The sequence below is a fragment of the Marinobacter sp. NFXS11 genome (genome assembly GCF_040148675.1).
Lineage (GTDB): Bacteria > Pseudomonadota > Gammaproteobacteria > Pseudomonadales > Oleiphilaceae > Marinobacter.
The window spans coordinates 61,633-83,846 of the sequence record NZ_JAGDDV010000002.1 but is presented as its reverse complement, the minus strand read 5'-3'; the positions used below and the strand labels follow the sequence as shown (position 1 = coordinate 83,846).

21 protein-coding genes are annotated in these 22,214 nt (G+C 58.6%); 13 read left to right on the top strand and 8 right to left on the bottom strand.

What is annotated here, in order from left to right; all coding sequences use genetic code 11:
* Positions 1-150: 150 nt before the first annotated feature.
* The 3 genes from J3362_RS09505 (at position 151) to J3362_RS09495 (ending at position 2,389) form a co-directional block, all read left to right on the top strand.
* Positions 151-435: a hypothetical protein gene (locus tag J3362_RS09505; protein WP_008171059.1), complete on the top strand. Its 285-nt coding sequence runs from the start codon at positions 151-153 to the stop codon at positions 433-435.
* A 67-nt stretch (positions 436-502) separates the two neighbouring features.
* Positions 503-1,879, top strand: coding sequence for a class II fumarate hydratase (locus tag J3362_RS09500; protein WP_349519337.1), 1,377 nt, complete (start codon positions 503-505; stop codon positions 1,877-1,879).
* 27 nt (positions 1,880-1,906) lie between these two features.
* Positions 1,907-2,389 (top strand): CDP-archaeol synthase, encoded by a 483-nt coding sequence (locus J3362_RS09495; protein WP_349519336.1) that lies wholly within the window; start codon positions 1,907-1,909, stop codon positions 2,387-2,389.
* Here J3362_RS09495 and J3362_RS09490 read toward each other — a convergent pair.
* Positions 2,386-3,360 carry a metallophosphoesterase gene (locus J3362_RS09490; protein ID WP_349519335.1) on the bottom strand — a complete coding sequence of 325 codons (975 nt, stop codon included), beginning with the start codon at positions 3,358-3,360 and terminating at the stop codon, positions 2,386-2,388. The genes J3362_RS09495 and J3362_RS09490 overlap by 4 nt on opposite strands.
* 165 nt (positions 3,361-3,525) lie before the next feature.
* Here J3362_RS09490 and chrA point away from each other — a divergent pair, with 165 nt between their 5' ends.
* The 3 genes from chrA (at position 3,526) to msrB (ending at position 5,910) form a co-directional block, all read left to right on the top strand.
* Positions 3,526-4,707: a chromate efflux transporter gene (chrA, locus tag J3362_RS09485; protein WP_349519334.1), complete on the top strand. Its 1,182-nt coding sequence runs from the start codon at positions 3,526-3,528 to the stop codon at positions 4,705-4,707.
* Positions 4,708-4,819: 112 nt separating this feature from the next.
* Entirely contained in the window at positions 4,820-5,473 is a 654-nt protein-coding gene (msrA, locus tag J3362_RS09480) for a peptide-methionine (S)-S-oxide reductase MsrA (protein ID WP_008171069.1), read from the top strand.
* Between the two features lie 11 nt (positions 5,474-5,484).
* Positions 5,485-5,910, top strand: coding sequence for a peptide-methionine (R)-S-oxide reductase MsrB (msrB, locus tag J3362_RS09475; protein WP_349519333.1), 426 nt, complete (start codon positions 5,485-5,487; stop codon positions 5,908-5,910).
* Between the two features lie 33 nt (positions 5,911-5,943).
* Here the strand turns inward: msrB and sorU are convergent, their stop codons facing one another.
* Both sorU and sorT read right to left on the bottom strand, forming a co-directional pair.
* The gene (gene sorU / locus J3362_RS09470; protein ID WP_349519332.1) at positions 5,944-6,264 is read right to left on the bottom strand and encodes a SorU family sulfite dehydrogenase c-type cytochrome subunit; all 321 of its coding nucleotides are present in this window, start codon (positions 6,262-6,264) and stop codon (positions 5,944-5,946) included.
* A 58-nt stretch (positions 6,265-6,322) separates the two neighbouring features.
* Positions 6,323-7,549 carry a SorT family sulfite dehydrogenase catalytic subunit gene (gene sorT / locus J3362_RS09465; protein ID WP_349519331.1) on the bottom strand — a complete coding sequence of 409 codons (1,227 nt, stop codon included), beginning with the start codon at positions 7,547-7,549 and terminating at the stop codon, positions 6,323-6,325.
* A gap of 214 nt (positions 7,550-7,763) precedes the next feature.
* Between sorT and J3362_RS09460 the strand changes: the two genes are divergently transcribed.
* Positions 7,764-8,528 carry a lysophospholipid acyltransferase family protein gene (locus J3362_RS09460; RefSeq protein ID WP_349519330.1) on the top strand — a complete coding sequence of 255 codons (765 nt, stop codon included), beginning with the start codon at positions 7,764-7,766 and terminating at the stop codon, positions 8,526-8,528.
* Between the two features lie 26 nt (positions 8,529-8,554).
* On the opposite strand, the gene J3362_RS09455 is transcribed toward J3362_RS09460, so the two are convergent.
* Both J3362_RS09455 and nhaD read right to left on the bottom strand, forming a co-directional pair.
* On the bottom strand, positions 8,555-9,538 hold the full coding sequence (locus J3362_RS09455; RefSeq protein ID WP_349519329.1) for a calcium/sodium antiporter: 984 nt from the start codon (positions 9,536-9,538) through the stop codon (positions 8,555-8,557).
* Between the two features lie 9 nt (positions 9,539-9,547).
* Positions 9,548-10,798, bottom strand: coding sequence for a sodium:proton antiporter NhaD (gene nhaD / locus J3362_RS09450; protein ID WP_349519328.1), 1,251 nt, complete (start codon positions 10,796-10,798; stop codon positions 9,548-9,550).
* A gap of 323 nt (positions 10,799-11,121) precedes the next feature.
* Here nhaD and mqo point away from each other — a divergent pair, with 323 nt between their 5' ends.
* From mqo to J3362_RS09425, 5 genes are all read left to right on the top strand, one after another.
* Complete coding sequence (mqo, locus tag J3362_RS09445; protein ID WP_349519327.1) at positions 11,122-12,603, top strand: malate dehydrogenase (quinone); 1,482 nt, start codon at positions 11,122-11,124, stop codon at positions 12,601-12,603.
* A 156-nt stretch (positions 12,604-12,759) separates the two neighbouring features.
* A complete protein-coding gene (locus J3362_RS09440) occupies positions 12,760-13,992 on the top strand; it encodes an ATP-grasp domain-containing protein (RefSeq protein WP_349519326.1) in 1,233 nt (410 codons plus the stop codon).
* A gap of 55 nt (positions 13,993-14,047) precedes the next feature.
* Positions 14,048-16,072, top strand: coding sequence for a hypothetical protein (locus J3362_RS09435; protein WP_349519325.1), 2,025 nt, complete (start codon positions 14,048-14,050; stop codon positions 16,070-16,072).
* A 48-nt stretch (positions 16,073-16,120) separates the two neighbouring features.
* Positions 16,121-17,791 (top strand): acetolactate synthase large subunit, encoded by a 1,671-nt coding sequence (locus J3362_RS09430; protein ID WP_349519324.1) that lies wholly within the window; start codon positions 16,121-16,123, stop codon positions 17,789-17,791.
* Positions 17,792-17,838: 47 nt separating this feature from the next.
* Entirely contained in the window at positions 17,839-18,702 is an 864-nt protein-coding gene (locus J3362_RS09425; protein ID WP_349519323.1) for a hypothetical protein, read from the top strand.
* On the opposite strand, the gene J3362_RS09420 is transcribed toward J3362_RS09425, so the two are convergent.
* From J3362_RS09420 to J3362_RS09410, 3 genes are all read right to left on the bottom strand, one after another.
* Positions 18,699-19,586, bottom strand: coding sequence for a chemotaxis protein (locus tag J3362_RS09420; RefSeq protein WP_014578332.1), 888 nt, complete (start codon positions 19,584-19,586; stop codon positions 18,699-18,701). The two genes, J3362_RS09425 and J3362_RS09420, sit on opposite strands and share 4 nt — an antisense overlap.
* Before the next feature lie 213 nt (positions 19,587-19,799).
* Positions 19,800-20,456 (bottom strand): SDR family oxidoreductase, encoded by a 657-nt coding sequence (locus J3362_RS09415; protein WP_349519321.1) that lies wholly within the window; start codon positions 20,454-20,456, stop codon positions 19,800-19,802.
* A gap of 69 nt (positions 20,457-20,525) precedes the next feature.
* A complete protein-coding gene (locus J3362_RS09410) occupies positions 20,526-21,122 on the bottom strand; it encodes an exopolysaccharide biosynthesis protein (protein WP_349519320.1) in 597 nt (198 codons plus the stop codon).
* 261 nt (positions 21,123-21,383) lie between these two features.
* Here J3362_RS09410 and J3362_RS09405 point away from each other — a divergent pair, with 261 nt between their 5' ends.
* Entirely contained in the window at positions 21,384-22,190 is an 807-nt protein-coding gene (locus J3362_RS09405) for a substrate-binding periplasmic protein (RefSeq protein ID WP_349519319.1), read from the top strand.
* The last annotated feature ends 24 nt before the right edge of the window (positions 22,191-22,214 follow it).

Below are 22,214 nucleotides of genomic sequence, written 5' to 3'. Positions count from 1 at the left end.
AACAACAGTGGCTTAGCGGTGTAGGAACTTCCTACAGGAGTGCCTTTGCCGGCAATGAAAACCTGGTTCTGTGACAGCCTTGGCACTATGGACTGTCCTGGCGTCAGGAGCGACTACACTTACCAGAGGCTCATCGAAAGGGAGATAACCATGACAGTTCCTGAGAATGGTCTGACGAATCACGAAGTAACCATCTGTCTGGCTGGCGGCGCCGTGCTGGGTCCGTTCAATGCGACCTGGAGCAAGGATTCCGGTGGGGATGTGCGTGAACTGGTCCGCGAGTACGATGCGTTTCTGCAGGGTGAAAAGCAGCACCGTTACAAGTTTCACCTGCACGACACCTACACCAACACCGTTCATACCCTGATCCTCAATTTTGAACAGGTTACGGGCATCTGCGACCATGTCCGGCTCAGATCCCAGGGCGGCGGCTGAGCCATGGCCGGGCCCCTGGCGTACACGCCAAGAAGCCCACAGTGCAAATGCACGGACAGGAGGGAATATGAGCGAATTCAGAACGGAAACCGACAGCCTCGGGGACGTCCAGGTACCTGCGGATGCGCTCTGGGGCGCTCAAACCCAGCGCGCGGTGGAAAACTTCCCGGTCAGTGGCCAGCCGATGCCTCAGCCGTTTATTGCCGCCGTTGCCCAGATCAAGCGCGCGGCCGCCGAGGCCAACACCAGCCTGGGGCTGCTCGACAACGATCTGCGGGATGCGATCTCCCAGGCTTGCGAAGATCTGGTGAAGGGCGAGTACGCGGATCAGTTTCCGGTAGACCGCTACCAGACCGGCTCCGGCACCAGCACCAATATGAATGTCAACGAGGTGATCGCCAGTATCGCCCGCAACGCAGGCTTCGAGGTGCACCCGAACGATCATGTGAACATGAGCCAGAGCTCGAACGACGTGATTCCAACGGCGATCCACGTGAGTGCCGTGATTGCAGCCAAGGAGAAGCTGCTGCCGGCGCTGTCGCATCTCTGCGGTGTGATCTACGAGCAGGAAGCGGCGTTTTCCAGCCAGGTAAAAACCGGCCGCACCCACCTGATGGATGCCATGCCGGTGACCCTCGGCCAGGAGTTGAAAACCTGGCGCGAACAGCTTCTGGCCGTAGAAAAACGCGTAGAAGCCGCAGCTGATGAGCTGTTGGCCGTTCCCCAGGGCGGCACGGCGGTGGGTACCGGAATCAATGCGCTACCGGAATTTTCGGGCCAGTTCGTCAAGTTCCTGCGGGCCAATACCGGCTATCCTTTTACGTCGCTTGATCACAAATTCACCGGCCAGAGCGCGGTGGATGCCCCGGTGGCCCTCTCCGCACAATTGCGCGGTGCAGCTATCGTGCTTACCAAGATCGCCAACGATCTGCGCTGGATGAACAGCGGCCCTATTCACGGCCTGGCTGAAATCAGTCTTCCGGCATTGCAACCGGGCAGCAGTATCATGCCGGGCAAGGTCAATCCGGTCATCCCGGAGTCCGTGGCCATGGTCGGCGCCCAGGTGATGGGGCTGGACAGCGCCGTGGCCATTGCCGGTCAGTCGGGTAATTTCCAGCTCAACGTCATGCTCCCGCTGGTGGGCGGTAACCTGCTGGACATGACCGATTTGCTCGCCAATGCGGCCATCATGCTGGCGGACAAGGCGATCAAGGATTTCACGGTCAATGCCGACAACCTGAATGCAGGTGTGGGCAAGAATCCCGTATTGGTGACAGCGCTTAATCCCGAGATCGGCTACAGCCTGGCGGCAGACATCGCCAAGGAGGCGTATAAGACGGGCCGGCCAGTCATCGATGTGGCGGAAGAACGCAGCGGCCTGAGCCGGGAGCGGCTTGAGGAGTTGATGGATCCGCTCAAGCTGACCCGGGGCGGTATCGCCTGATCGGTCGTTTCAGAGGGGCGCAAACGCTTGCTGATCATCCTGGAGCTGTTTGTGATGCTGGTGCTGGCGAACGGTACGCCGGTGGTTGCCGCCGGGCTGCTGAAAAACCGCTGGTCGGCCCCGGTGGACGGCGGTCGACTGCTGTCCGATGGCCGCCCCTTATTTGGTGAAAGCAAAACCTGGCGGGGTGTTGTATCCGGTGCACTGGCTTGCGGGCTTTTTGCGCTGTTTACCGGGCTGGGATTCTTTTTCGGGCTTCTGTTCGGCCTGCTGGGGCTGGGAGGAGATCTTCTGAGCAGCTTCATCAAGCGTCGAATGGGGTTGGCATCGAGTGCCCGGGCTGTCGGGCTGGATCAGATCCCGGAAGCCCTCCTGCCCATGCTGCTGGCAATGTGGTGGCTACCGGTGAGCCTGTGGGTGGTGTTGGTTGTGGTGGTGGTTTTTACCCTGTCCAACATTTTTGGTTCACCGCTGCTCTACCGTCTCGGGATCCGGCGGCAGCCCCATTAATCCGGCCCGCGGGTCAGCGTGTGAAGGGTTACTTCCGGCGGACAGTTCAGGCGAACGTTTACCACGGACGTTCCGGAACCCGGTGAGGTGTAGCCCTGCATCCCGTTCATCCGCCAGTGGCCTCGACCGAGTGTTCGCGGGCAGTCAGAGTCGAGAGTCACCGGTACACCGCCTGGCAGGCAGATCTGGCCGCCGTGAGTGTGGCCGCAGAGAAAGACGTCGTAGCCGGCATGGGCAGCCTCGCGCCAGATCTCCGGCGTATGGCTGAGCAGGATGCTGGTTCCTCCCGCAGGGATGTTGTCCCCCGCCTGGTGCAGGTTGTGGGCCTTGAAGAAGTGGGCGTCGTCCACACCCGCGAGGTACAGGGTCTGGCCTCCCCGTTCAATGGGCGCCATTTCGTTCATCAGCAGCTGGTAACCCATGTCTTCCAACGCCGGTACCATGCGAACGCTGTCGTGGTTACCCAGAACCGCATAGGGCTTGCTTTTTATACCGTCCCTCAGCCGCGCCATGCCGTCCAGGGCGTCCTCAATCGGGCCCCACGTGAGTTTCCGGTAGTCGCCGGTCAACACGCACAGATCGTAGTCTAATGGTTCGATCTGGCGCAGGACTGCCTGCAGGTTGGCTTCATCCATGTCCACGTGCAGGTCGGTCAGGTGCAGAATACGAAAGCCCTCGAAGGCTTCCGGCAGGCCGGGAAGCTGGAAATGGTTGTGCACGGTGTTCATGCGCCGGCTGTTGCTCTGGCCGCGGCCCCAAAGGCCAACCATGCGCAAACAGGTACGGATAAAACCGGGCGCCGTGGCCCAGTTTTCCAAATGGAATGAGCTGTGATCCTGCCCGAATACCTTCGCTTCAGCTTCCCGTTCAATGCCGAGCCTCTGGCGGGCGTGAACAGGGCCGAGCCTCAGGCTCAGGCGGTATTCCAGGAGTTCATCCTGGTTCTCCGGTGTACGAGCCCTTGCCGTCATTTTTCTTCCCTTATATGCCGAGCCGGGCATGGCCGATGTACTAAGTGGCAAACCCTGTCTGTCATTATGGATGGCCCTCGAAGGTATGCAACCAAAACGACACAATGTTCATGTTTGATGACACACTGACGGTTAAGCCAGCGGAGCAACAGACTCAGGAGTTTTATGACGGAACCATCGAGTGATGACAGGCTGTCGTTCAGCCAGATTTTCCTGCTGTTCCTTCGGCTGGGGCTGACGTCGTTTGGTGGTCCGGCAGCGCATCTCGGATTCTTTCACGATGAATTTGTCAAACGTCGGCGGTGGCTCTCAGACAGTGCCTACGCAGAAGTTGTGGCCCTCTGCCAGTTGCTGCCGGGACCGGCTTCCAGCCAGGTCGGTTTAACCATAGGGTTCCTGCGCGGCCATTACCGCGGCGCACTCGCAGCGTGGTTGGGCTTCACCCTGCCATCGGCGGTGATCATGATTGGTTTTGCGCTGGGGTTGAACGCCTGGCCACAGGCCAGCAGTGGCGGCTGGATACAGGGTCTCAAGCTGTTTGTGGTGGCGGTTGTGGCCCAGGTGGTCTGGCAGATGGGAAAAAGCCTGTGCCCGGACCGTCCCCGAATCGCTATGGCTTTGCTGGTGGCGGTGAGCCTTCTGGTGATGGGCGAAACCTGGATGCAGATACTGGCGCTGGTCATTGCCGGGGCTGTTGGTTCCTTTCTGGGGTTGGGGAGTGGTGAGGCATCTGAGCCGCTGCATGTGCCGCTGAAATCCCGGAAACCTGCGCTTTTTGCAGGGGCCTTTTTGATTCTGTTGTTGGTTTCGTTCCTGCCTCAGGCCACCGGCAGTCTTGGCTGGATAGGCGCTGAAATGTACCGGGCCGGTGCCCTGGTGTTTGGCGGCGGACATGTTGTGCTGCCCTGGCTGCAGGAGGGCTTCGTGGCCTCCGCTGCCATGCCGGCGGACACTTTCCTGGCGGGGTATGGCGTAGCCCAGGCTATGCCGGGACCGCTGTTTTCCTTTTCAGGATTTCTGGGTGGTTCACAGGCCGGTGTTCTCGGTGGTGTGATCGCCGTAATGGCCGTATTCCTGCCGGGAACCCTGCTGGTATTCGCCGGTCTTCCCCTATGGAGTTGGCTTCGGGAGCATCGTTGCGCCCGGTCAGCACTGGCCGGCGTGAATGCAGGCGTGGTGGGGTTGTTGCTGGCGGCTCTCTACGATCCGGTCTGGGTCTCCGCCGTCCATGGTGCGCATGATCTGGCACTCGTGCTCGCCATTTGGGTCTGTCTCGCTGTCTGGCGGGTTCCGGTCTGGGTACTGGCGCCGCTGAGTGCGCTGGCTGGAGTGATCCTGCTGTCCTGATCAACGTACATATAGTCCTTTCTTCCTGAGCCGGCACGCGGGTTGGCAAATCAGCAGGTTTCCAGCCACAATCGAGCGGTTAAAGGCAGATAATTCGAACGCAGAGGTTACCATGACGACATCCTGCAGTATCCCGGGTCTCAACGTACCCCGTAGCCGTTTTCCCGATCCTGAACAGGACCTGCCGGCGGCCGAGGGCGAACAGCGTGTCGTGCTGGCTGGCGGCTGTTTCTGGTGTGTGGAAGCCGTTTTCCTGGCCATCGATGGCGTAACCAGTGTTGAGTCCGGTTACGCTGGCGGTCACGCCAGCTCTGCCAATTATGAGGCCGTATGCTCAGGTACTACCGGCCACGCAGAAGTGGTGGATGTTCACTATGATCCGGCCAGGGTCAGTTTTGGCGAACTGCTAAAGGTGTTCTTCTCGGTTGCTCACGATCCCACCCAGTTGAACCGCCAGGGCAACGACCGGGGCACCCAGTACCGCTCGGCTGTGTTCTACGAGACTGCCGAACAGCGGCGGGTAGCCGAGGCCTACATCCATCAGCTCAATCAGGCCGAAGTGTACCCGGATCCGATAGTGACCACGCTGGAGCCGCTGGAGGCATTTTACCCGGCAGAAGAGTACCACCAGAATTTTGCTGCCCGGAATCCCTACCAGCCATACATCATGGCCGTGGCCGCCCCGAAAATGGAAAAGCTTGTAGACAGTTATCCTGATCGCCTGAAGCCGGAATTTACAGACAACGACGCAGGCAGCACCGCCTGAGGAGGCAGACTATGGGAGTTTCCGCTGCAGGTTATGACCTGACACCACTAAACGAAGCACAGGTTGAGGAGAAAGCTGCGGATCTGACATCGGAAGAGCGGCGCGTACTGCTCGACCATGGCACCGAGCATCCGTTTTGCGGAACCTTGCTCGATAACAAAAAAGCCGGTGTTTACCACTGCCGGCTCTGTGATTTGCCTTTGTTCAGCTCGGACTCGAAGTTTGACTCGGGAACCGGCTGGCCAAGCTTTTTCCAGCCCTTTGATCCGGAGCATATCCGCTACATTGAGGACACGAGTCTCGGGATGACCCGCACCGAAATCCGCTGTCCCCGTTGTGACAGCCATCTCGGCCATGTCTTTCCTGATGGCCCGCCGCCAAGCGGGCAGCGCTATTGCCTGAACTCTGTCGCGATGGTGTTTCAGGAAAACGCCTGAGACGAACATTGGGGGCGCGCAATGCCCCCAACTTTATTTACTGCCGCCTGTCACAGTCGCCACGTAGTGTGCCACCGCCTGAATCTGTTCCTCAGACAATGACTCGTTGAACGCCGGCATGATACCGACCCCGCTGGTTACGGCATTGACCACCCGTTCCCTGGTGGGTTTGAGTTCATCCAGGTTTGGGCCGACGGCACCTGCAGAACCGGCGTCTGCCAATGTATGGCATATCGTGCAGGCGGGTTGTGCGTCCTGAGTGAATACCTGTTTCCCTTCTTCAAGGTCGCTGGCCATTGTCAGGGGCGACAGTCCGAACAGGGCGATGATGCCCAGTACTGCAGTTTTTCTCATATCATTGCTTTCCGGATAGGTCGGAGCCGCCGTACTCCCGGGTCGGCTCCGCCAATGATCAACTGATGGCAACCGTGACTCCGTGGTCGCTCCAGCCATTGTGGCCGTAGCCGCGTTCATTCTCGATCCGGCCCTCAGGCTGGGTGTTGCCCTGCACGTCGGTCGCCCGGCTGACAATCCGGTGCTCTCCGGCCGCTAGATCCGCTGCCAGGACAAACGGCCTCCAGGCATAGGGACCAAGGTCCGGTCCCAGGAAACGAGCCTGTTTCCAGGTTTTACCACCATCCACTGAAACGTCGACTTTTTCGAGCGGAACAGTGCCACCGAAAGCGACGCCATAGATCATGTTGCGACCGCTATGACCGCTTTCCAGGGGCGATGTTACCCAGGATTTGACGTTCATTTCCCACATGGAAGGCTGATCCGGGGCGCCTTTCACGCCGACATCACGAACCCGGTAGCCTGAAGCCTGGATCTTGGCGTCAGTCTGGTTTTCGGTGAAGGCAAGGTTCTTGACGTACTTCACGTTGTTCACGCCGTAGTAACCCGGCACAACCATTCTTAACGGGCCACCGTGAGTGTGGGTCAGAGGCTCGTCATTCATTTCCCAGGCCAGCAATGCGGTTTCCATGGCGCGGGTGGGAACGGAACGCTCCACGATAATCGTTTTCGGGTCCAGGCCGTCGGGAAGTGTCTCGCCGCCGGTACTGGTGATGTACCGTGCACCGTCAACAGGGCCGCCAAGAGCCTCCACAACATCTTTCAGAGGTACACCTGTCCACATGATGCAGCCCGCGGCGCCAACAGACCATTGGGTACCACTCGCGCCATGGGGGAAGAAGGCGCGACCGTTACCGGAACACTGCAATACGGAGGCAACGGTGGTGACCCCCATCTGTTTCAGGTCGCCGACCGTCAGGGTTCGGGGATTTTTCACGCCCTCGATCCGCACCTCCCAGGCATCCGGGTTATCGGTTACCGAGGCTGGTGGCGCGGGCAGGTTATTACGAACGAACAAGCGGTCACTTGAGGTAATGACGCCATTGCCGATTGCCCCACGTTGGGTTTCCATCGTGTTTGCACTGTGAACAATCAGGGCGTTTCGTTCTTTCCAGGCGGCGTAATCAGGAAGTGATTTTGGTTCATCGGCTTTGGCAAGGGGCGTAAATCCCAGCACGCTTACCGCGGCCATGGCGCCGGCACTGCCAAGTAGCAAAGTGCGGCGGGAGGGGTTCTGAAGGCCCGGGTCATTCGGGCCGCGCATCAGCGCTGATTCCTGCTTCATTATCCGTCTCCTTTTTAGGGTTGTCGTCGGACGGTGGGACTGCTCTTTCAATTCTTCGTGGTTATATCCTTATACCTTATAGGTAATGGTCAAAAATTAATCAATACTTTTGTGCGTTATCCAGCGGGTTTTTCAGTCGCTATAATTTGCCCCTTATTAAATGCGCAGCAGCAAGGCCGCGAACAAACCCGGGAAACAGAGCAGGGTAGCCGAGATGATTCGATTGAAGATGAATCCGCTAACGGAGTCAGCGACGCTTCTTCGGCGGGCGGGTGTGGTTCTGGGCAGTGTCGGTTTGACAGCACTCTTTTCCCTGTTGGTTTTGCTGAGGGCGCTGTTCGGGAGGTTGAACCGGCCCATCGTCGACAAATACTGTCGCGAGTGGTCGGCCTCGCTGTTACGACTGGTTCGTGCCAGCCTGACAGTGCGCGGGCAAGTGCCTGATTTCGGCGACGGGCGCCGGTACATCATCATGTGCACCCATGCCAGCCACTATGATATTCCGGTCACCTTCGTATCGTTGCCGGGGTCCATCCGCATGCTGGCGAAAAAGGAGCTGTTCAGTATTCCCTTGCTGGGCCAGGCCATGAGGGCGGCGGAGTTTCCTTCAGTGGACCGATCCCATCGGCAACGTGCGGTCAGGGATCTGGAAAAGGCCCGGGCGATGATGGAAAGCGGAATCGTGCTGTGGGCCGCGCCTGAGGGCACCCGTTCACCAGACGGAAAGCTGCTGCCATTCAAAAAGGGCTGCTTTCATCTGGCGCTGGATACTGAGGCGGTGATTGTTCCAGTGGCCGTGCGTGGTATTCATCGGGTATTGCCTGCCCGAACCTGGCAGATCAATCTGGGGCAGCCGGTGGATGTGCGGGTTGGCGAGCCGCTGGAGACGGCCGGCAAGACCAAGGCCGACCTGGATGAGGTGATGACCGAAGTGCGTTCAAGGCTGACTGAGCTATTGGGAGACGGTGAAGCCGGTTAGCACCGGCCTCACACAGATTCGGCAGATCAGGCTGTGCTGGCGGCTACCACTGTAGACAGCAGGTAACCGGTATAGGCCACGTAAACCAGCACCAGAATTCCGCCATCTACCCGGCTTACCAGCTTGCGCCAACCGGTGAGACCAAAGCCCATCAGGAACAGGCCCACCGTTAATGCCAGCATCAGGGCCCAGTCCCGATAAAGCACTTCCGGGTCTACCGCCAGAGGCTCGATAACGGCTGCAAGGCCCACCACCGCGAGGGTATTGAAGATGCCCGAGCCCAGAATGTTGCCCAGAATCAGATCGTGCTCGTTCTTTTTGACGGCGGCGAGGGCGGAAGCCAGCTCCGGCAGGGAGGTGCCGATGGCAACGATGGTCAGACCGATGACCAGGTCGCTGACACCGAGGCTTTGGGCAATGGTTACGGCGCCCCACACCAGCAGTCGGGAACTGACAATCAGCAGCACCAGGCCAATAACCAGCCAGATAACGGCGGTTTTCAGGGGCATGGGGTGAGCGATGATTTCAGCATCCGCGTCGCCGGCGAGCGGGTCCGCCTTACCTTTCAGTCCCTGGAAGATGGACCACCCCATTACCGCTGCAAAAACCGCCAGCAATACCCAGCCGTCCAAACGAGACAGCTCGCCATCGATCAACTGAGCGCCAGCAATCAGCGTCAGTACAATGAGTAGCGGCAACTCTTTGCGGATAACCTGGGAATGCACGGCGATGGGTGCAATGATGGCTGTCAGACCAACAATCAGCGCAATATTGGTAATGTTCGAACCGTACCCGTTACCAAGGGCCAGTCCGGGATTACCGTCTGAAGCGGCCATGGCAGACACCGCCAGTTCCGGGGCTGACGTGCCGAAACCGATGATTACCATGCCGATCAGGAGGGTGGGCATGCCCAGATGTTTGGCGGTCGCCGCGGCGCCCTCCACAAACTTGTCGGCACTCCAGACCAGCAGGACCAGGCCGGCGATGATTGCGCCAAATGCCATTAGCATAGATAGACCTCAGTTGATGAAACGTCCGAGCATGAAAACCCCGGCATAGCCAAGGGTGTAGGCTGCCAGAAGGTGTGCAAGATACCGCATATAGGCGGCGAAGGTCAGCCCCGGAATCTTGCTCATTGCCACTATACCGGCGGCTGAGCCAATCACCAGAAGCGATCCACCTACACCCACGGCATAGGTCAGGCCCATCCACTCGCCGGGGCTCATGTCGATGCCGGATTTCAGCAGGGCCGCCGTCAGAGGCACGTTATCGATAACGGCCGAGAAAATGCCCATCAGGTAATTGGCATACAACGGCGGCAGGATGTCGTAAATCGCCACCAGCGAATCCAGCGCATGGATCTCCTTGAGCATGCCCACCAGAAGAAGGATGCCGAGAAAGAACAGCAGCGTTTCAAACTCAATGATGCGGATGTACTCGAGAATCGGGTCCAGATCGGAGTCGTCACTCATGAATCGAGACACCAGGAACATGATGGACAAGCCGAACAGAAAGGTCAGTACCGGTGGAATACCGAACAGGGCATTACCGGCAATGGTGCTCAGGATTGTTAACAAAAAGAGCCCGCTGATGATCGCATCCACCCGTCGAACAGGGGTATTGTTGGAGCGCATTGTCACGGTCCCTGTAAGCCCTCGCGACAGGAAAACCGCAAGGATGAAGACGGTGATCGAGGCCGGAATGGCCAGGGTCAGCAGTGTCAGTATTTCAACCTTTTTCGCCAGGAAAATCATCAATGTAGTGACGTCGCCGGTGATCAGCGAAACGCCCCCCGAGTTGACCGCAAACACAACCAGGGTGACGAACTGGATACGCTTTTTCAGCTCCAGATCCAGAGACAGAATCAGCGAACATGAGACTAAAGTGGCGGTGATATTGTCTGCTAAAGAGGAGAAAATGAAACAAAAAAGACCGGTCAGGAATAGTAGCCGTCGCTCGCTTACCTGCTTCGGCATGATCAGGTAAATCACGTTTTCGATCATACCCTTCTTGTTCAGGTAGGCGACAAACGTCATGGCTGCGACCAGAAACAGCCATAGCCCGGCGATTTCGGCGATGCTCTCGGACAAGCCGTCGGAAATGGCGGACGTTTCACCAGCGTTATCACTGAACAGGAACAGCAGCATCCAGCTCATGGTGCCAAAGAACAGCGTTACCTTGGCCTTGTTGATGTGGATGACCTCTTCAAATATGACGCCGAGCAGCGCCAGAACCGCGAGAATAATCAGAAACGCATCAAGGGCAGACATTGGGGAAATCCCGTCCTGGTTTGTCAAAGTGGAGGCCTGAGCCGGCCAGACAGATCACGCGGGCGGATTTTAGACCTTTGACCCGTAGCAAACCACTGTTCGTAAGTGCACGTATCGGCATCTGAGCCAAATAGATGCCGAAGAAAGACGCAACGATTGACAATCGCAATTTATTCTCCCGGCAAAAATCGGGATAATTGCGCGCACATTCAGACCGGAAGCAGACGGCGGCGCCGTTTACCTCGCGCCCGACCGGCTTCCGACAGGCTTTCTTGCTGATCGTGAGAGGGCAAAAGGCTCAACACTAGCTAGGGTGAAAACCAATGGCCGTTAGACAGGCAGACGTAGTGCTGGTCGGCGGTGGCGTCATGAGCGCCACTCTCGGCATGATGCTCAGGCAGCTTGATCCGTCCCTGGACATCGTCATGGTGGAGCGTCTCGACCACGTTGCCCATGAAAGCACAGACGGATGGAACAACGCAGGTACCGGGCACGCCGGGTACTGTGAGCTTAACTACACTCCCGAGACCGGTGATGGCGATGTAACCATCGATCGGGCTCTGCAGATCAACGCCCAGTTCGAGGTGTCACTGCAGCTGTGGTCCTACCTTGTGGAGCAGGGCATCCTGCCCGAACCCTCCAGCTTTATTAACCGTACACCGCACCAGAGCTTTGTCTGGGGCGAGAAAGATGTGGCTTTCCTCAAGCGTCGTTATGAGCGCCTGAGTGCCCATCACCTGTTCCGCGACATGGAATACAGCGAGTCCCCGAAGGATCTCGAGGAGTGGATGCCGCTGATCGTTAATAACCGGGACCCCATGCAGCGGGTTGCCGCGACCCGGATCAAGCACGGTTCCGATGTGGATTTCGGCTCGCTCACCCGCAGCATGGTGAGCTGGCTGGAAACCCAGCCGAATTTCGAGCTGATGCTCAGCTCTCCGGTGCACTACATCGACCAGCGGGACAACGGCCGATGGAAGATCCGCGTCAAGAACCAGAAGACCGGCGAGCTGACCAAGCTCGAGACCGGCTTCGTGTTCCTGGGCGCCGGCGGTGGCGCGTTGCCGCTGCTGCAGAAATCCGGTATCGAGGAAGCCCGGGGCTACGGCGGCTTCCCGGTGAGCGGTCAGTGGCTGGTGTGTGGCAAGCCCGACATCGTCAAGCAGCATAACTCCAAGGTATACGGCAAGGCGCCGATCGGGGCGCCGCCCATGTCGGTACCGCACCTCGATACCCGCATCATTAATGGCGAGCCGGCGCTTCTGTTTGGCCCGTTCGCAGGTTTCACCACCCGCTTCCTGAAGCAGGGCTCCATCTTTGACCTCCTGGGTTCGGTGAAACCCACCAACCTTAAGCCCATGCTCTCGGTGAGCAAGAGCAACATGGACCTGACACGCTACCTGATCGGGGAAGTGTTCCAGTCCCACAGTGACCGGGTGGCCTCGCTGCGCAACTTCTTCCCGGACGCCATGGAAGAGGATTGGCAATTGCGCATGGCCGGCCAGCGCGTTCAGATCATCAAACAGGTCGATGGTGGCGGTGGCAAACTCGAGTTCGGCACTGAAATTGTGGCGGCAAAAGATGGAACGCTGGCGGCGCTGCTGGGTGCTTCTCCCGGAGCCTCCACCGCAGCCAATGCGATGATCAACGTGATCGAGCGCTGTTTCCCCGAGAAGATCAAGACTCCGGAGTGGCAGGAACGGATGAAAGTGCTTGTTCCGTCCTATGGACAGTCCCTGGTAGAAGATGAAGCACTGCTTACCAAAGTTCGCGAGAGGACCCTGTCGACCCTGAAACTGGGCTGATATTCCCAATCGATCTAAGAAAGCCTAAGGCACTGCGATTGCTGGATTCACTCCCGGCTGTCGTAGTGCTTTTTCCGTTTCGAACGGGGGCGAAATTTGCGATTTCACAGCTAATGCGTAGGGTTATAAGTCAACCCTTATGAAAGGAGAGAGCCTGTGAGTGAGCAAAAGTACAATCCTGAGAAAGGGTATATTGCGTTACTGGGCTGGAGCCTGAATGCGGTTGAAGCGGCCGACAAATTCGATCGTCGGTATGTTGTCGTGGCACCGGACTGGGCCGAAGCCTATTGCGAAGAGCATGACATTCCCTACGTGCCCTGGAATTTTGAGCGCCTGAATGATCGTTCGGTAGAAATTGCGCAGACCCTCAAGGAGATGGGCGTAGACGTTGCCATCCCGTTGTTTGAGGAGACTGTGGAGTGGGCAGGTGCCATTAACTCAGTGTTGATGGATAAGCCTCGTTTGTTCGGCCAGGCCATGCTGCTGCGTGACAAGGCCCTGATGAAACGCCGTGCCCAGCTCGGTGGTATCCGGGTGGGTATCTTCGAGGAAGCGCACGACAAGGGTGATGTTATCCGGTTCCTCAAGCGGGTTAACCAGACTCTGCTGAAACTGGATGGTGACCCCAACGATCCGATTCACCTCAAGGCCTTTGATAAGGCCGGCTGCCTTGGCCACCGGGTGATCCGTACGCCGGATGAAGTCGATACCATCCCGGAAGAAGAATTCCCGGTTTTGATGGAGTCGCACCTGGATGGCTGGGAGTTTGCGGTCGAGGCCTGGATTCACAACGGCAAGATCGCCTTCCTGAACATTTCCGAGTACGTGACGCTGGGCTATTCAGTATTTGTGCCCGCAACACCGGACCTGGAGAAGTATCGCGACCAGATTCGCGGCGAAATCGAGAAGCTGATCAAGACCTTCGATATCGAATTCGGGTTTATTCACCCGGAGTACTTCGTAACCAGCGACCGGACCATGTACTTTGGCGAGGTGGCCTATCGCCCACCGGGCTTCAAGGTATTCGAGCTGCTTGAGCGTGCATACGGCTTCAACGCGTACCAGGGAATGATCCTGACGTTTGACCCGAAAACCACGGAAGATGAAATCAAAGCCTTCTTCCCGAAGGAAGTAGTAGATGCGAAGGGGTATGCCGGTTGTTTCGGTGTGTATCCGCGCCGTCGGGTTGTCAGCAAGCTGGAAATTCCGGACGAGACCGAAAATCACGAGTATTTCGAGTCTCACGAGCTGACTGCGCCGCTTGAAGAAACGGTCACCAAGCGTACCGCTTTCGGTACCCACTGGGGGCTGGTGTATTTCTTCGGTGAAGACCCCTATGTCATGCGGGACCTCCTGAAACATCAGGAAGACCTCGATTTCTATGTATAATCAGGAGAAGCATTAACAACAACCGGGTTTGGTGCCAGGCCCTGAGGATTATCGTTTGAACGATCACCAATCGGGCAGCGCAGCGCCAGCTGTAAACATTGACAAGCTGGCTCAACGCCTGGATGACGCCATTCAGGCTTTGGAAGAAAGCCGGTCTTTTACCAAGGCCGGCAAACTGCCGCGTGTGCTGGATATTGCCCGCCGGATCCTGCTGCAGCCGGATGGCTGCCGGATCATCGAGGAGCGCGCTGAGCGCCTTGAACTGGCGGGCGTCTTTGCAGGCACCGACTGGGCCGAACCCGGTATTCTCCTTCCCACGCTGACAACCTATTCGCTGCAGAGCCAGAATGCCGATACCGTCGTCATCGAGGCCTTCAGCGAATTGCGGCTGCTTTCCGTCGCCCGTGGCAGCTATCTGCACCCCTCCGTGTCGGCTGAACAGGCCCACCACTATCTGACCCAGGTTCTTGCCATCAACCTGGGCCTGCTGTTTGGCATGACCGGCGAGGCCGAGCGGGAGCAGGGCAAGCTCGCGCTGATCAGTCAGAACCTTGTGCAGTATGTGGCCCACCATATTGGCTACGAACATGTCATTGATAGTCTGATCGAGGAGATCTGGCGGATCCTTGAACAGCGGCCGATCCAGGTATCGGACGTGCGCAAGATGATTACCCAGATTGCCCTTTGCCGAGCCGATCCGCAGGCCGATCTGGGCAGTGCCGGGCGCGGAGCCGACCGGTTGATCTCCAGCCTCTATGGCCCCACCCGGGCCTGCAGTGAAGACCCCGGAACCGTGGTCTACGAGCAGCGGCTGGAAACCATGGACGCCCAGGCCCTGCAGAACGAGGCCACCGGGTTTGCGCGTTCCATGCACGATACCGGCCTGGTCTCGCCTTACCATGCCTCGTTCATACGTTTCATTCTGTTGGACCAGGACACCTTGCTGAGCGAAGCGCTGGGTCTGTCCAGTACCGGCCGGGATTGCCTGATGTGTTATCGGGAGCTGGTCCACACCCTGATTAAAGAAGGTATCTATCCGGAAACGGCACAGGGCATCTACGGCCTGGCGCTGCTTCTGGAACGGGGTATTCTTTATCAGCCTCCTGTTGCGCCGGGCCTGTGGCGCCAGGCACGGCTGTCTCTCTGTCCTCATGCGCGGGAGCGACTTGAGCTGGCCTATGGCTATCAACCGCAACCGAATGCCTGGCTGATTCAGGGCGTGTTGAATATGTTGGGCCAGCCTTTGGGGGTGGGGCAGGGCAACAATCCTACCTGCCAATCGGCCCGTGCTCTCTCGATGTGGGCGTATAACGATCCGGACTATCTCTTGCAGATGGTGGCCTGGGCTGCCAGAGACAATGAAATCGTCATTCACTTTGAAGGCGAGCCGGTGTCGTCGGCACGAAGTGTCGGCGGTGTCGCTTCCGAGGTAACCCTCGATCTGGATCCTGTCTCCCTGGTTGTAGTGCCGCATCTGGACCGCATTTATGTGGAGATGGGCCGGTTGTGCGTCGGCCGCCAGGGCGATCCCCACAAATGGGTGAACCCGGAGTTCCACGGCTGGTCTGCCGGGCGCGGATTTGCCATCAATGTGGATGTGGCCACTGGCAAGCTGCATGATCTGGAAGGCTTTATCCGGCATTTCTATGCCAGTTATCACCCCTACTACAACGGCAATCAGCCGCTGATCCACCCGCAGCCTGCGGGTATTGCGGTGACCGACAGTGCCGCCAGGTTTATCGGCTGGCACGCCATTACCATTCTCCGGGCTGCGCTCGACCCGGAAGGTGAGATGCGGATTTATTTCTTCAATCCCAATAACGACAGCGGCCAGAACTGGGGCGATGGAGTCAAAGTCAGTACCTCTGGCAACGGAGAGCGTTTTGGCGAGTCGTCGCTGCCTTTCGAACAGTTCACATCGCGACTGTACATCTTCCATTACGATCCCCTGGAGCGGGGGGAACCTGCGGAAGTGAACGAGGACGCCCTTCGGCGCGTAACAGAGGGTGTGTATCGCAGTTGGGGTCTGGATCGCGTGCCGGCGGATGCTTTGCAGGCGGAGCCGCCCATAACCGATTGATCCCGGAACCTGCCGATCACCCGGAATCCACAGATCAAGAGGAAGGCCATGGCCAACGAACAGACCCCGGCCCGTAATGGGGCCGAGTTGTTTATTCGGGCGCTGGAGAACGAAGGCGTTGAATACATTTTCGCGGTGCCCGGCGAGGAGAATCTTGCCTTCCTGGAGGCTTTGAGGACCTCCAGTATTCAGCTGGTCCTCAACCGCCATGAACAGGCTGCCGGCTTCATGGCCGCCACCTACGGCCGCCTGACGGGGCGCGTGGGAGTGTGCCTTTCCACGCTCGGGCCCGGCGCCACCAACTTCGTGACTGCCGCCGCCTACGCTCAGCTGGGCGGTATGCCCATGATGATGATCTCGGGCCAGAAACCCATCAAGTCCTCCAAGCAGGGGCTATTCCAGATTCTGGATGTGGTGGACCTGATGCGTCCGCTCACCAAGTACACCCGGCAAATCAGCAATGCCAACACCATTCCTGCCAAGGTTCGGGAAGCTTTCCGCCTGGCCTCTGAAGAGCGCCCGGGTGCCGTGCATCTGGAGCTGCCGGAGGACATCGCCGATGAGGCGCCCGAATCCGATACCCACATCTTCAAACCCAGTGATGCCCGGCGGCCCTCGGCCAGCCCGAAAAGCCTGGAGATGGCGTGCGAAATGCTGCGCGAGGCCAGGCATCCGCTGATCATGATCGGTGCCGGCGCCAACCGGAAACGGGTTTCCCAGGCGTTGCTGCATCTTGTGAATGTTACCGGCATCCCGTTCTTCACCACCCAGATGGGCAAGGGCGTGGTGGATGAGCGACATCCGCGCTACCTGGGCAACGCTGCCCTGTCGGCCGGCGACTTTGTCCACTGTGCAATCGACCGCGCCGACCTGGTGATCAACGTGGGCCATGATGTGGTGGAGAAGCCCCCCTTCTTCATGACCCCCGGCGGCAAGAAGGTCATTCATGTCAACTTCAGTGCGGCCGACGTGGACCCGGTGTATTTCCCCCAGCACGAGGTTGTCGGGGATATCGCCAACAGCGTGGAATACATGGCCGAGAACTGTGGCCAGTGCGCCAACCACGATTTCACCCGCCTGATGGAGGTGAAGGAGGCGGTGGATGCGCACCTGCAGGAGCGGGCTGAAGACGATCGCTTCCCGGTGATCCCCCAACGCATTGTTCACGATGTGCGCCAGGTAATGCCCGATGACGGGATCATCACGCTCGACAATGGCATGTACAAACTCTGGTTTGCCCGCAATTACCGCGCCTACGACAACAATACGGTACTGCTCGACAACGCCCTGGCTTCCATGGGCGCCGGCTTGCCCAGCGGCATGATGGCTTCCATGCTGTATCCGGATCTGAAAGTGATGGCGATCTGTGGCGATGGTGGCTTCATGATGAACAGCCAGGAGCTGGAAACTGCGGTGCGACTGAATCTCAACCTGGTGGTGCTGATTATCAACGACAGTGCCTACGGCATGATCAAGTGGAAGCAGGGCCAGGAAGGCTACAGCGATTTCGGCCTGGATTATCGCAACCCGGATTTTGTCACCTATGCCCAATCCTATGGTGCCAAGGGTCACCGCGTGGCCCGCACGGAAGACCTCCGGCCAACCCTGGAAGGCGCCCTGGCTGAAGGCGGTGTTCATGTGGTGGACGTGCCCGTGGATTACAGTGAAAACCGCCGGGTGTTTGATGAGGAGCTGGCGGAACTGACCTGCAAACTCTGAGGGGTGTATTATGCATCCATGGATGATGAGCCCAAGGTAGCACGGCAATGATGCGTTCTTTTTTTCGCGGCCTGGTGGCCGTCGCGACACTGACTTTGCTCGCCGCGTGCAGCAACCCGGAGACGCCCCAGGAAGTGGCGGCGGCCTTCTGGCAGGCCATGGCCGAGAATGACGCCGGCGATGTGATGGAATACTCGACCCTGGCCGAATCCGCCGCGTTCGACGGTTACAAGCGCAGCTGGACCGACGCCGTGCCATCCTTCGGCCGGGTCGTCATTGAAGATCTCGAAGCCACCATCGTAACCCGCCTGCCGGCCGAAGCCGGAACCGAAGGCGAGCGGCTGGAGCTGGTCACCTATCTCGTGCGGTTCCAGGATCAGTGGCTGGTGGATTACGACCGTACTGGCGAGGCCATCCTTAACCCTTCCCCGTTCAGCAGCATCATGGGCGAGCTCAGCCGGCTTGGTGAAGAGCTCAGCGCCCGTTTCTCATCGTCTTCGGATGACTTTGAGCAGCAGATGGAACAGCTGGCGCGGGATCTGGAAGCCTACTCAGACGAAATCGGCCGTGAGGCAGAGGGCGCCATGGAGGCGTTCGGCAAGAAGTTGCAGGAAGCCATGCGGGAGCTTGAGCGCTCGGTGGAAGATGCCCTGAAAGACAGTGAGCCGACACCGGAGGAGGACCGGGTGATTCTGGAGCAGGCCGCCCGGGATCTGGACCGCCAGGCCGATGAGCTGAACGATCCCACCATGGAATCCATCGCCAATGCCAGCCGCACCGTGGCCGAAACCGGCGAACGATTCACTCGCCTGAGTGAGGAAACGCTGAATCGTCACCGGGAAGAGTGGCAGCAGAGGCTGGCGGAGATGCGCGCTGACGCGGACGAATTTATCGAGCAGCTCAGGCTTTAGCGGGCCTGCTCGGCGCCTCGCAGCATGGCCTGAAGCAGCTCCTCGGCATCGAATTTCGTCAGCGCTTCGTTGGCGCCCACCTGATTGGCATAGCTCAGGCTCATCTCACTGTTCAGTGATGTATGCAGGATGATGTAAGGCTGCTTCAGTGCTGAATTGTCCCGCACATTGAACGCCAGCTCGTACCCATCGAGCCCCGGCATCTCGATATCGCTGACCAGAATGTCCGTGGGTCGGCCCAGTTCATGGTCGCGCAGCAGAATCTGCAGCGCGTCATCACCGTTGGACGTCACCTGATAGGGGATGTCCTTGCTGTCCAGCACGTCCGAGAGTTGCTTACGGGCCACCTGGGAATCGTCGACCATCAGAATGTTCAGGGACTTGAGCGTCTCACTCTGCACATCCGTGAGAACCACCTCCTGGGTGTCCAGTGATTCCGGATACACCTTCGCCAACAGCAATTCCACATCCAGCAGCTGGATGATATCGCCATCCACGTCCAGCAGACCTGTGATAAACGCCTTGCTGCCCAGGGCCTTCGGTGGCGGCATCACAGATTTCCAGTCAGTCTCGATGATCTGTTGCACGCTGCGCACCAGAAAACCGATCTCCTGGCGCTGGATATCCGTGACAATAATCGAGGCTTTTTCCCGTTCTTCCTGCGTCAGCGGCGGATAGCCGACCGCGGCAGCCATATCGATCACCGGAACGGCGGAACCCCGGAAGGTGGCCGTGCCGATGACGGCGTGATGGCTGTGGGGCAGTTTGGTCAGCCGCATGAAAGGCAGGATTTCCCGGATCTTCAAGGTTCCGATCCCGAACAGACGCTCGCCGGAAAGCCGGAACAGCAGAAGTTTCTGGGTCTGCTTCGCTTTGCTGGACATACAACCGGGTCCTTTCAAACGCAAAAGCCCCTGACGCAGGAGCTTTTCAAGAATTGGATTCAGCAGGCTGTCTGGCGGGTGCTGCCAAGCCCATAAGCCTGAAGTATGTAGCAATAGTAGCAGCTTTACCGTGAATCGGGATTCAGAAGGATTGTTTCAAATGGTGACAGAAACACTCCGCGCGAGGCCTTGCGCTGCCATGCCAGCGCGCCCTCAGAACGCCATGTCCTTGCCGTCCCAGGCCTTGAAGCAGCCGGTTTCGGCGAGGGTGAGGCTATCAATCTGCCGCCTGAGGCCATCAACGGATTGTTCAACCGATACCTCGGCGTCGCTGCCGCCCATGTCCGTGGCCACCCAGCCCGGGTGGTAGATGCCCACGGCAATGCCCTGCTCACGCAGGTCAACGGCGAGATTTCGCCCGAGATTGAGCGCCGCCGCTTTCGAGGCTCGATAAATGTACCGGCCGCCACCCGCAGAAGCCTGGGATCCAAGTTTGCTGGATATGATGGCGATTTTCGGGGTGCCGCCCCCGGCCACTGCCAGTCTGAGATTGGGTAGCAGCGCCTGTATGGTGAGGAATACGCCGGTCACATTGACCTGGAAGTGCTCCGCCCAGAGTTCGGGCGGGTAGCCGTCGTCCAGCTGTTCATGGCGATCGAGCAGAATGCCGGCGTTACAGACCAGGGTTGAGATCGGTTGGCTTTCGAGGCGCTCGCCCAGCGCGGTCACGCTGGCGGGGTCGGCGACATCCAGCACCTCCATGCCCGGTTCGCTGCGGGCCGTGCCGATGACATGCTCGCCCGCCTCTCTCCACTCATCGGCCAGGCCCTTGCCGATGCCGCGATTGGCGCCCGTGATAAGAATGGTCATGTTTGTATTCCTTGTAGCTGAAGCTCAACAGTAGCACAGGTCTCTGGCGACCCCTGCCGGAAGTGCTGCCTACCAGGGGAGGTTATTCAGGATGAACCAGGCGGTGCCCCCGGTCGCCAGGATCGCCACCAGGGCAAGCAGACCATCTCGCGCCACGATGGCCAGGCCAAACGCCATCAGGGCGATTCCGGCACCGTTGGCGCTGAATGGAATCACCTCCATCAGTGGCATGGCTGCAGCCACGGCCATACAGATGATGGCGATAACGTATTGCCCCGGCCCGCGAACCAGAAATGGCAGCCGTTGTTGCGTCCAGCGATCCAGAAAACGGGCCGGCTTCGCCATCCAGTCGAGGCCTTTGGCAAGCTTTTCTCTTTCAATGTTCCGGCGCGCCAGCTTTGAGGGAATCCAGATCGAGTGGCGCTGGAACACGAGTTGCCCAAGGGTAAGTAACACCATCAGGCCGAGCAGGGTGGGTACCCCGGGAATGTCACCGATCAGCGGCGCCAGGGTAATAACACCGGCGATCAGAACCATCGGCCCGAAGGAACGTTCACCAACAGCTGCCAGTACATCGCCCACAGACACCTGAACCTGTCCCTCGGTGTTTGCGCGAAGGCGCTCCAGAAGTTCTGTCAGGCTGGCCGGATCGTCTGGCTGGTTCATGGTGGTGCTCGTGGTCTCCTATTGAACAGGTTTTGCAGACACTACCTTGATTGCGCAACGAGTGCATGAACACAAGATGACAGGGAGTTAGCCCGGGCGTTGCTACTCAGAATATTGAGTGCCTGACTAATTAGTCTATATTAATTAGACTTCCCTTCCTCGGCGGCATCAAAGATGTATCCAGGCAAGAGCAACGGGTTGCCGTTCTCAAAGTCGTTGCTTTCCCGTTTTTTGGCGCCCGCGCTGTGCAGATCTGCTTTGGTGCTAGTGTCCGTTCTCTTTTTTTCGGCCCCAAGCTTTGGGGACTGCGACATCTCCCTGCGCTGGGACGATGATCCGCCCTATTTCATGGTTCAGGAGGGTAAGGTGGTCGGCATTGATGCCGACCTGGTCCGTGAGGCCTTGGGGCGCCTGGATTGCGGGCTTTCCTTTCAGAAGATGCCGTGGGCCAGGGCGCTTCGGGAGTTGCGTGACGGGCATGTGGATATGCTCTCCGGCGCCTACCGGACTCCGGAGCGAGAGGAGTATGCCCATTACTCCGAAGTGGTCGGTCTGGTATCACCCAATATCCTGTTTATTCGGCAATCTGACGAGTCAAGGTTCGAGCTGAATGGCCTGAGGCAGCTGCTGGAATCGGGTTTCAGGCTTGGTGCCCAGATTCATGTGTCTTACAGCGATGAGTACAGCGCCCTTGTCCAGAATCCGGATTACGAAAAAAACATCGAGTACCTCTCCCGCCGGGAGCCGCTATGGCTCATGCTGGCCCGCGATCGGGTCGATGGCGTGGTGGCGAGTCAGTTAACCGGGCTCTACGAGATTCAGGAACTGGGGCTTACCGGAACGGTTATTCCCAGCTCCTTGGTCGTGTCCAATAAGCCCGCGTACTTTGTTTTTTCCAAAGCAACCGTTGGCTCCACGTTTGTGGAAGACTTTGATCGCGCACTGCAGTCGATGCTGGATGATGGCACTTTCACGGCTATCGTAAATCGGTACGTCTGCGTGGCTGCAGGCGCTGGATTTTCAGAGGTTGCGGATGACCCCGGGGCTTGTTCCCCGGCAGAGCAATAGCGTTGAAAAGAGCGGGGAATCAGC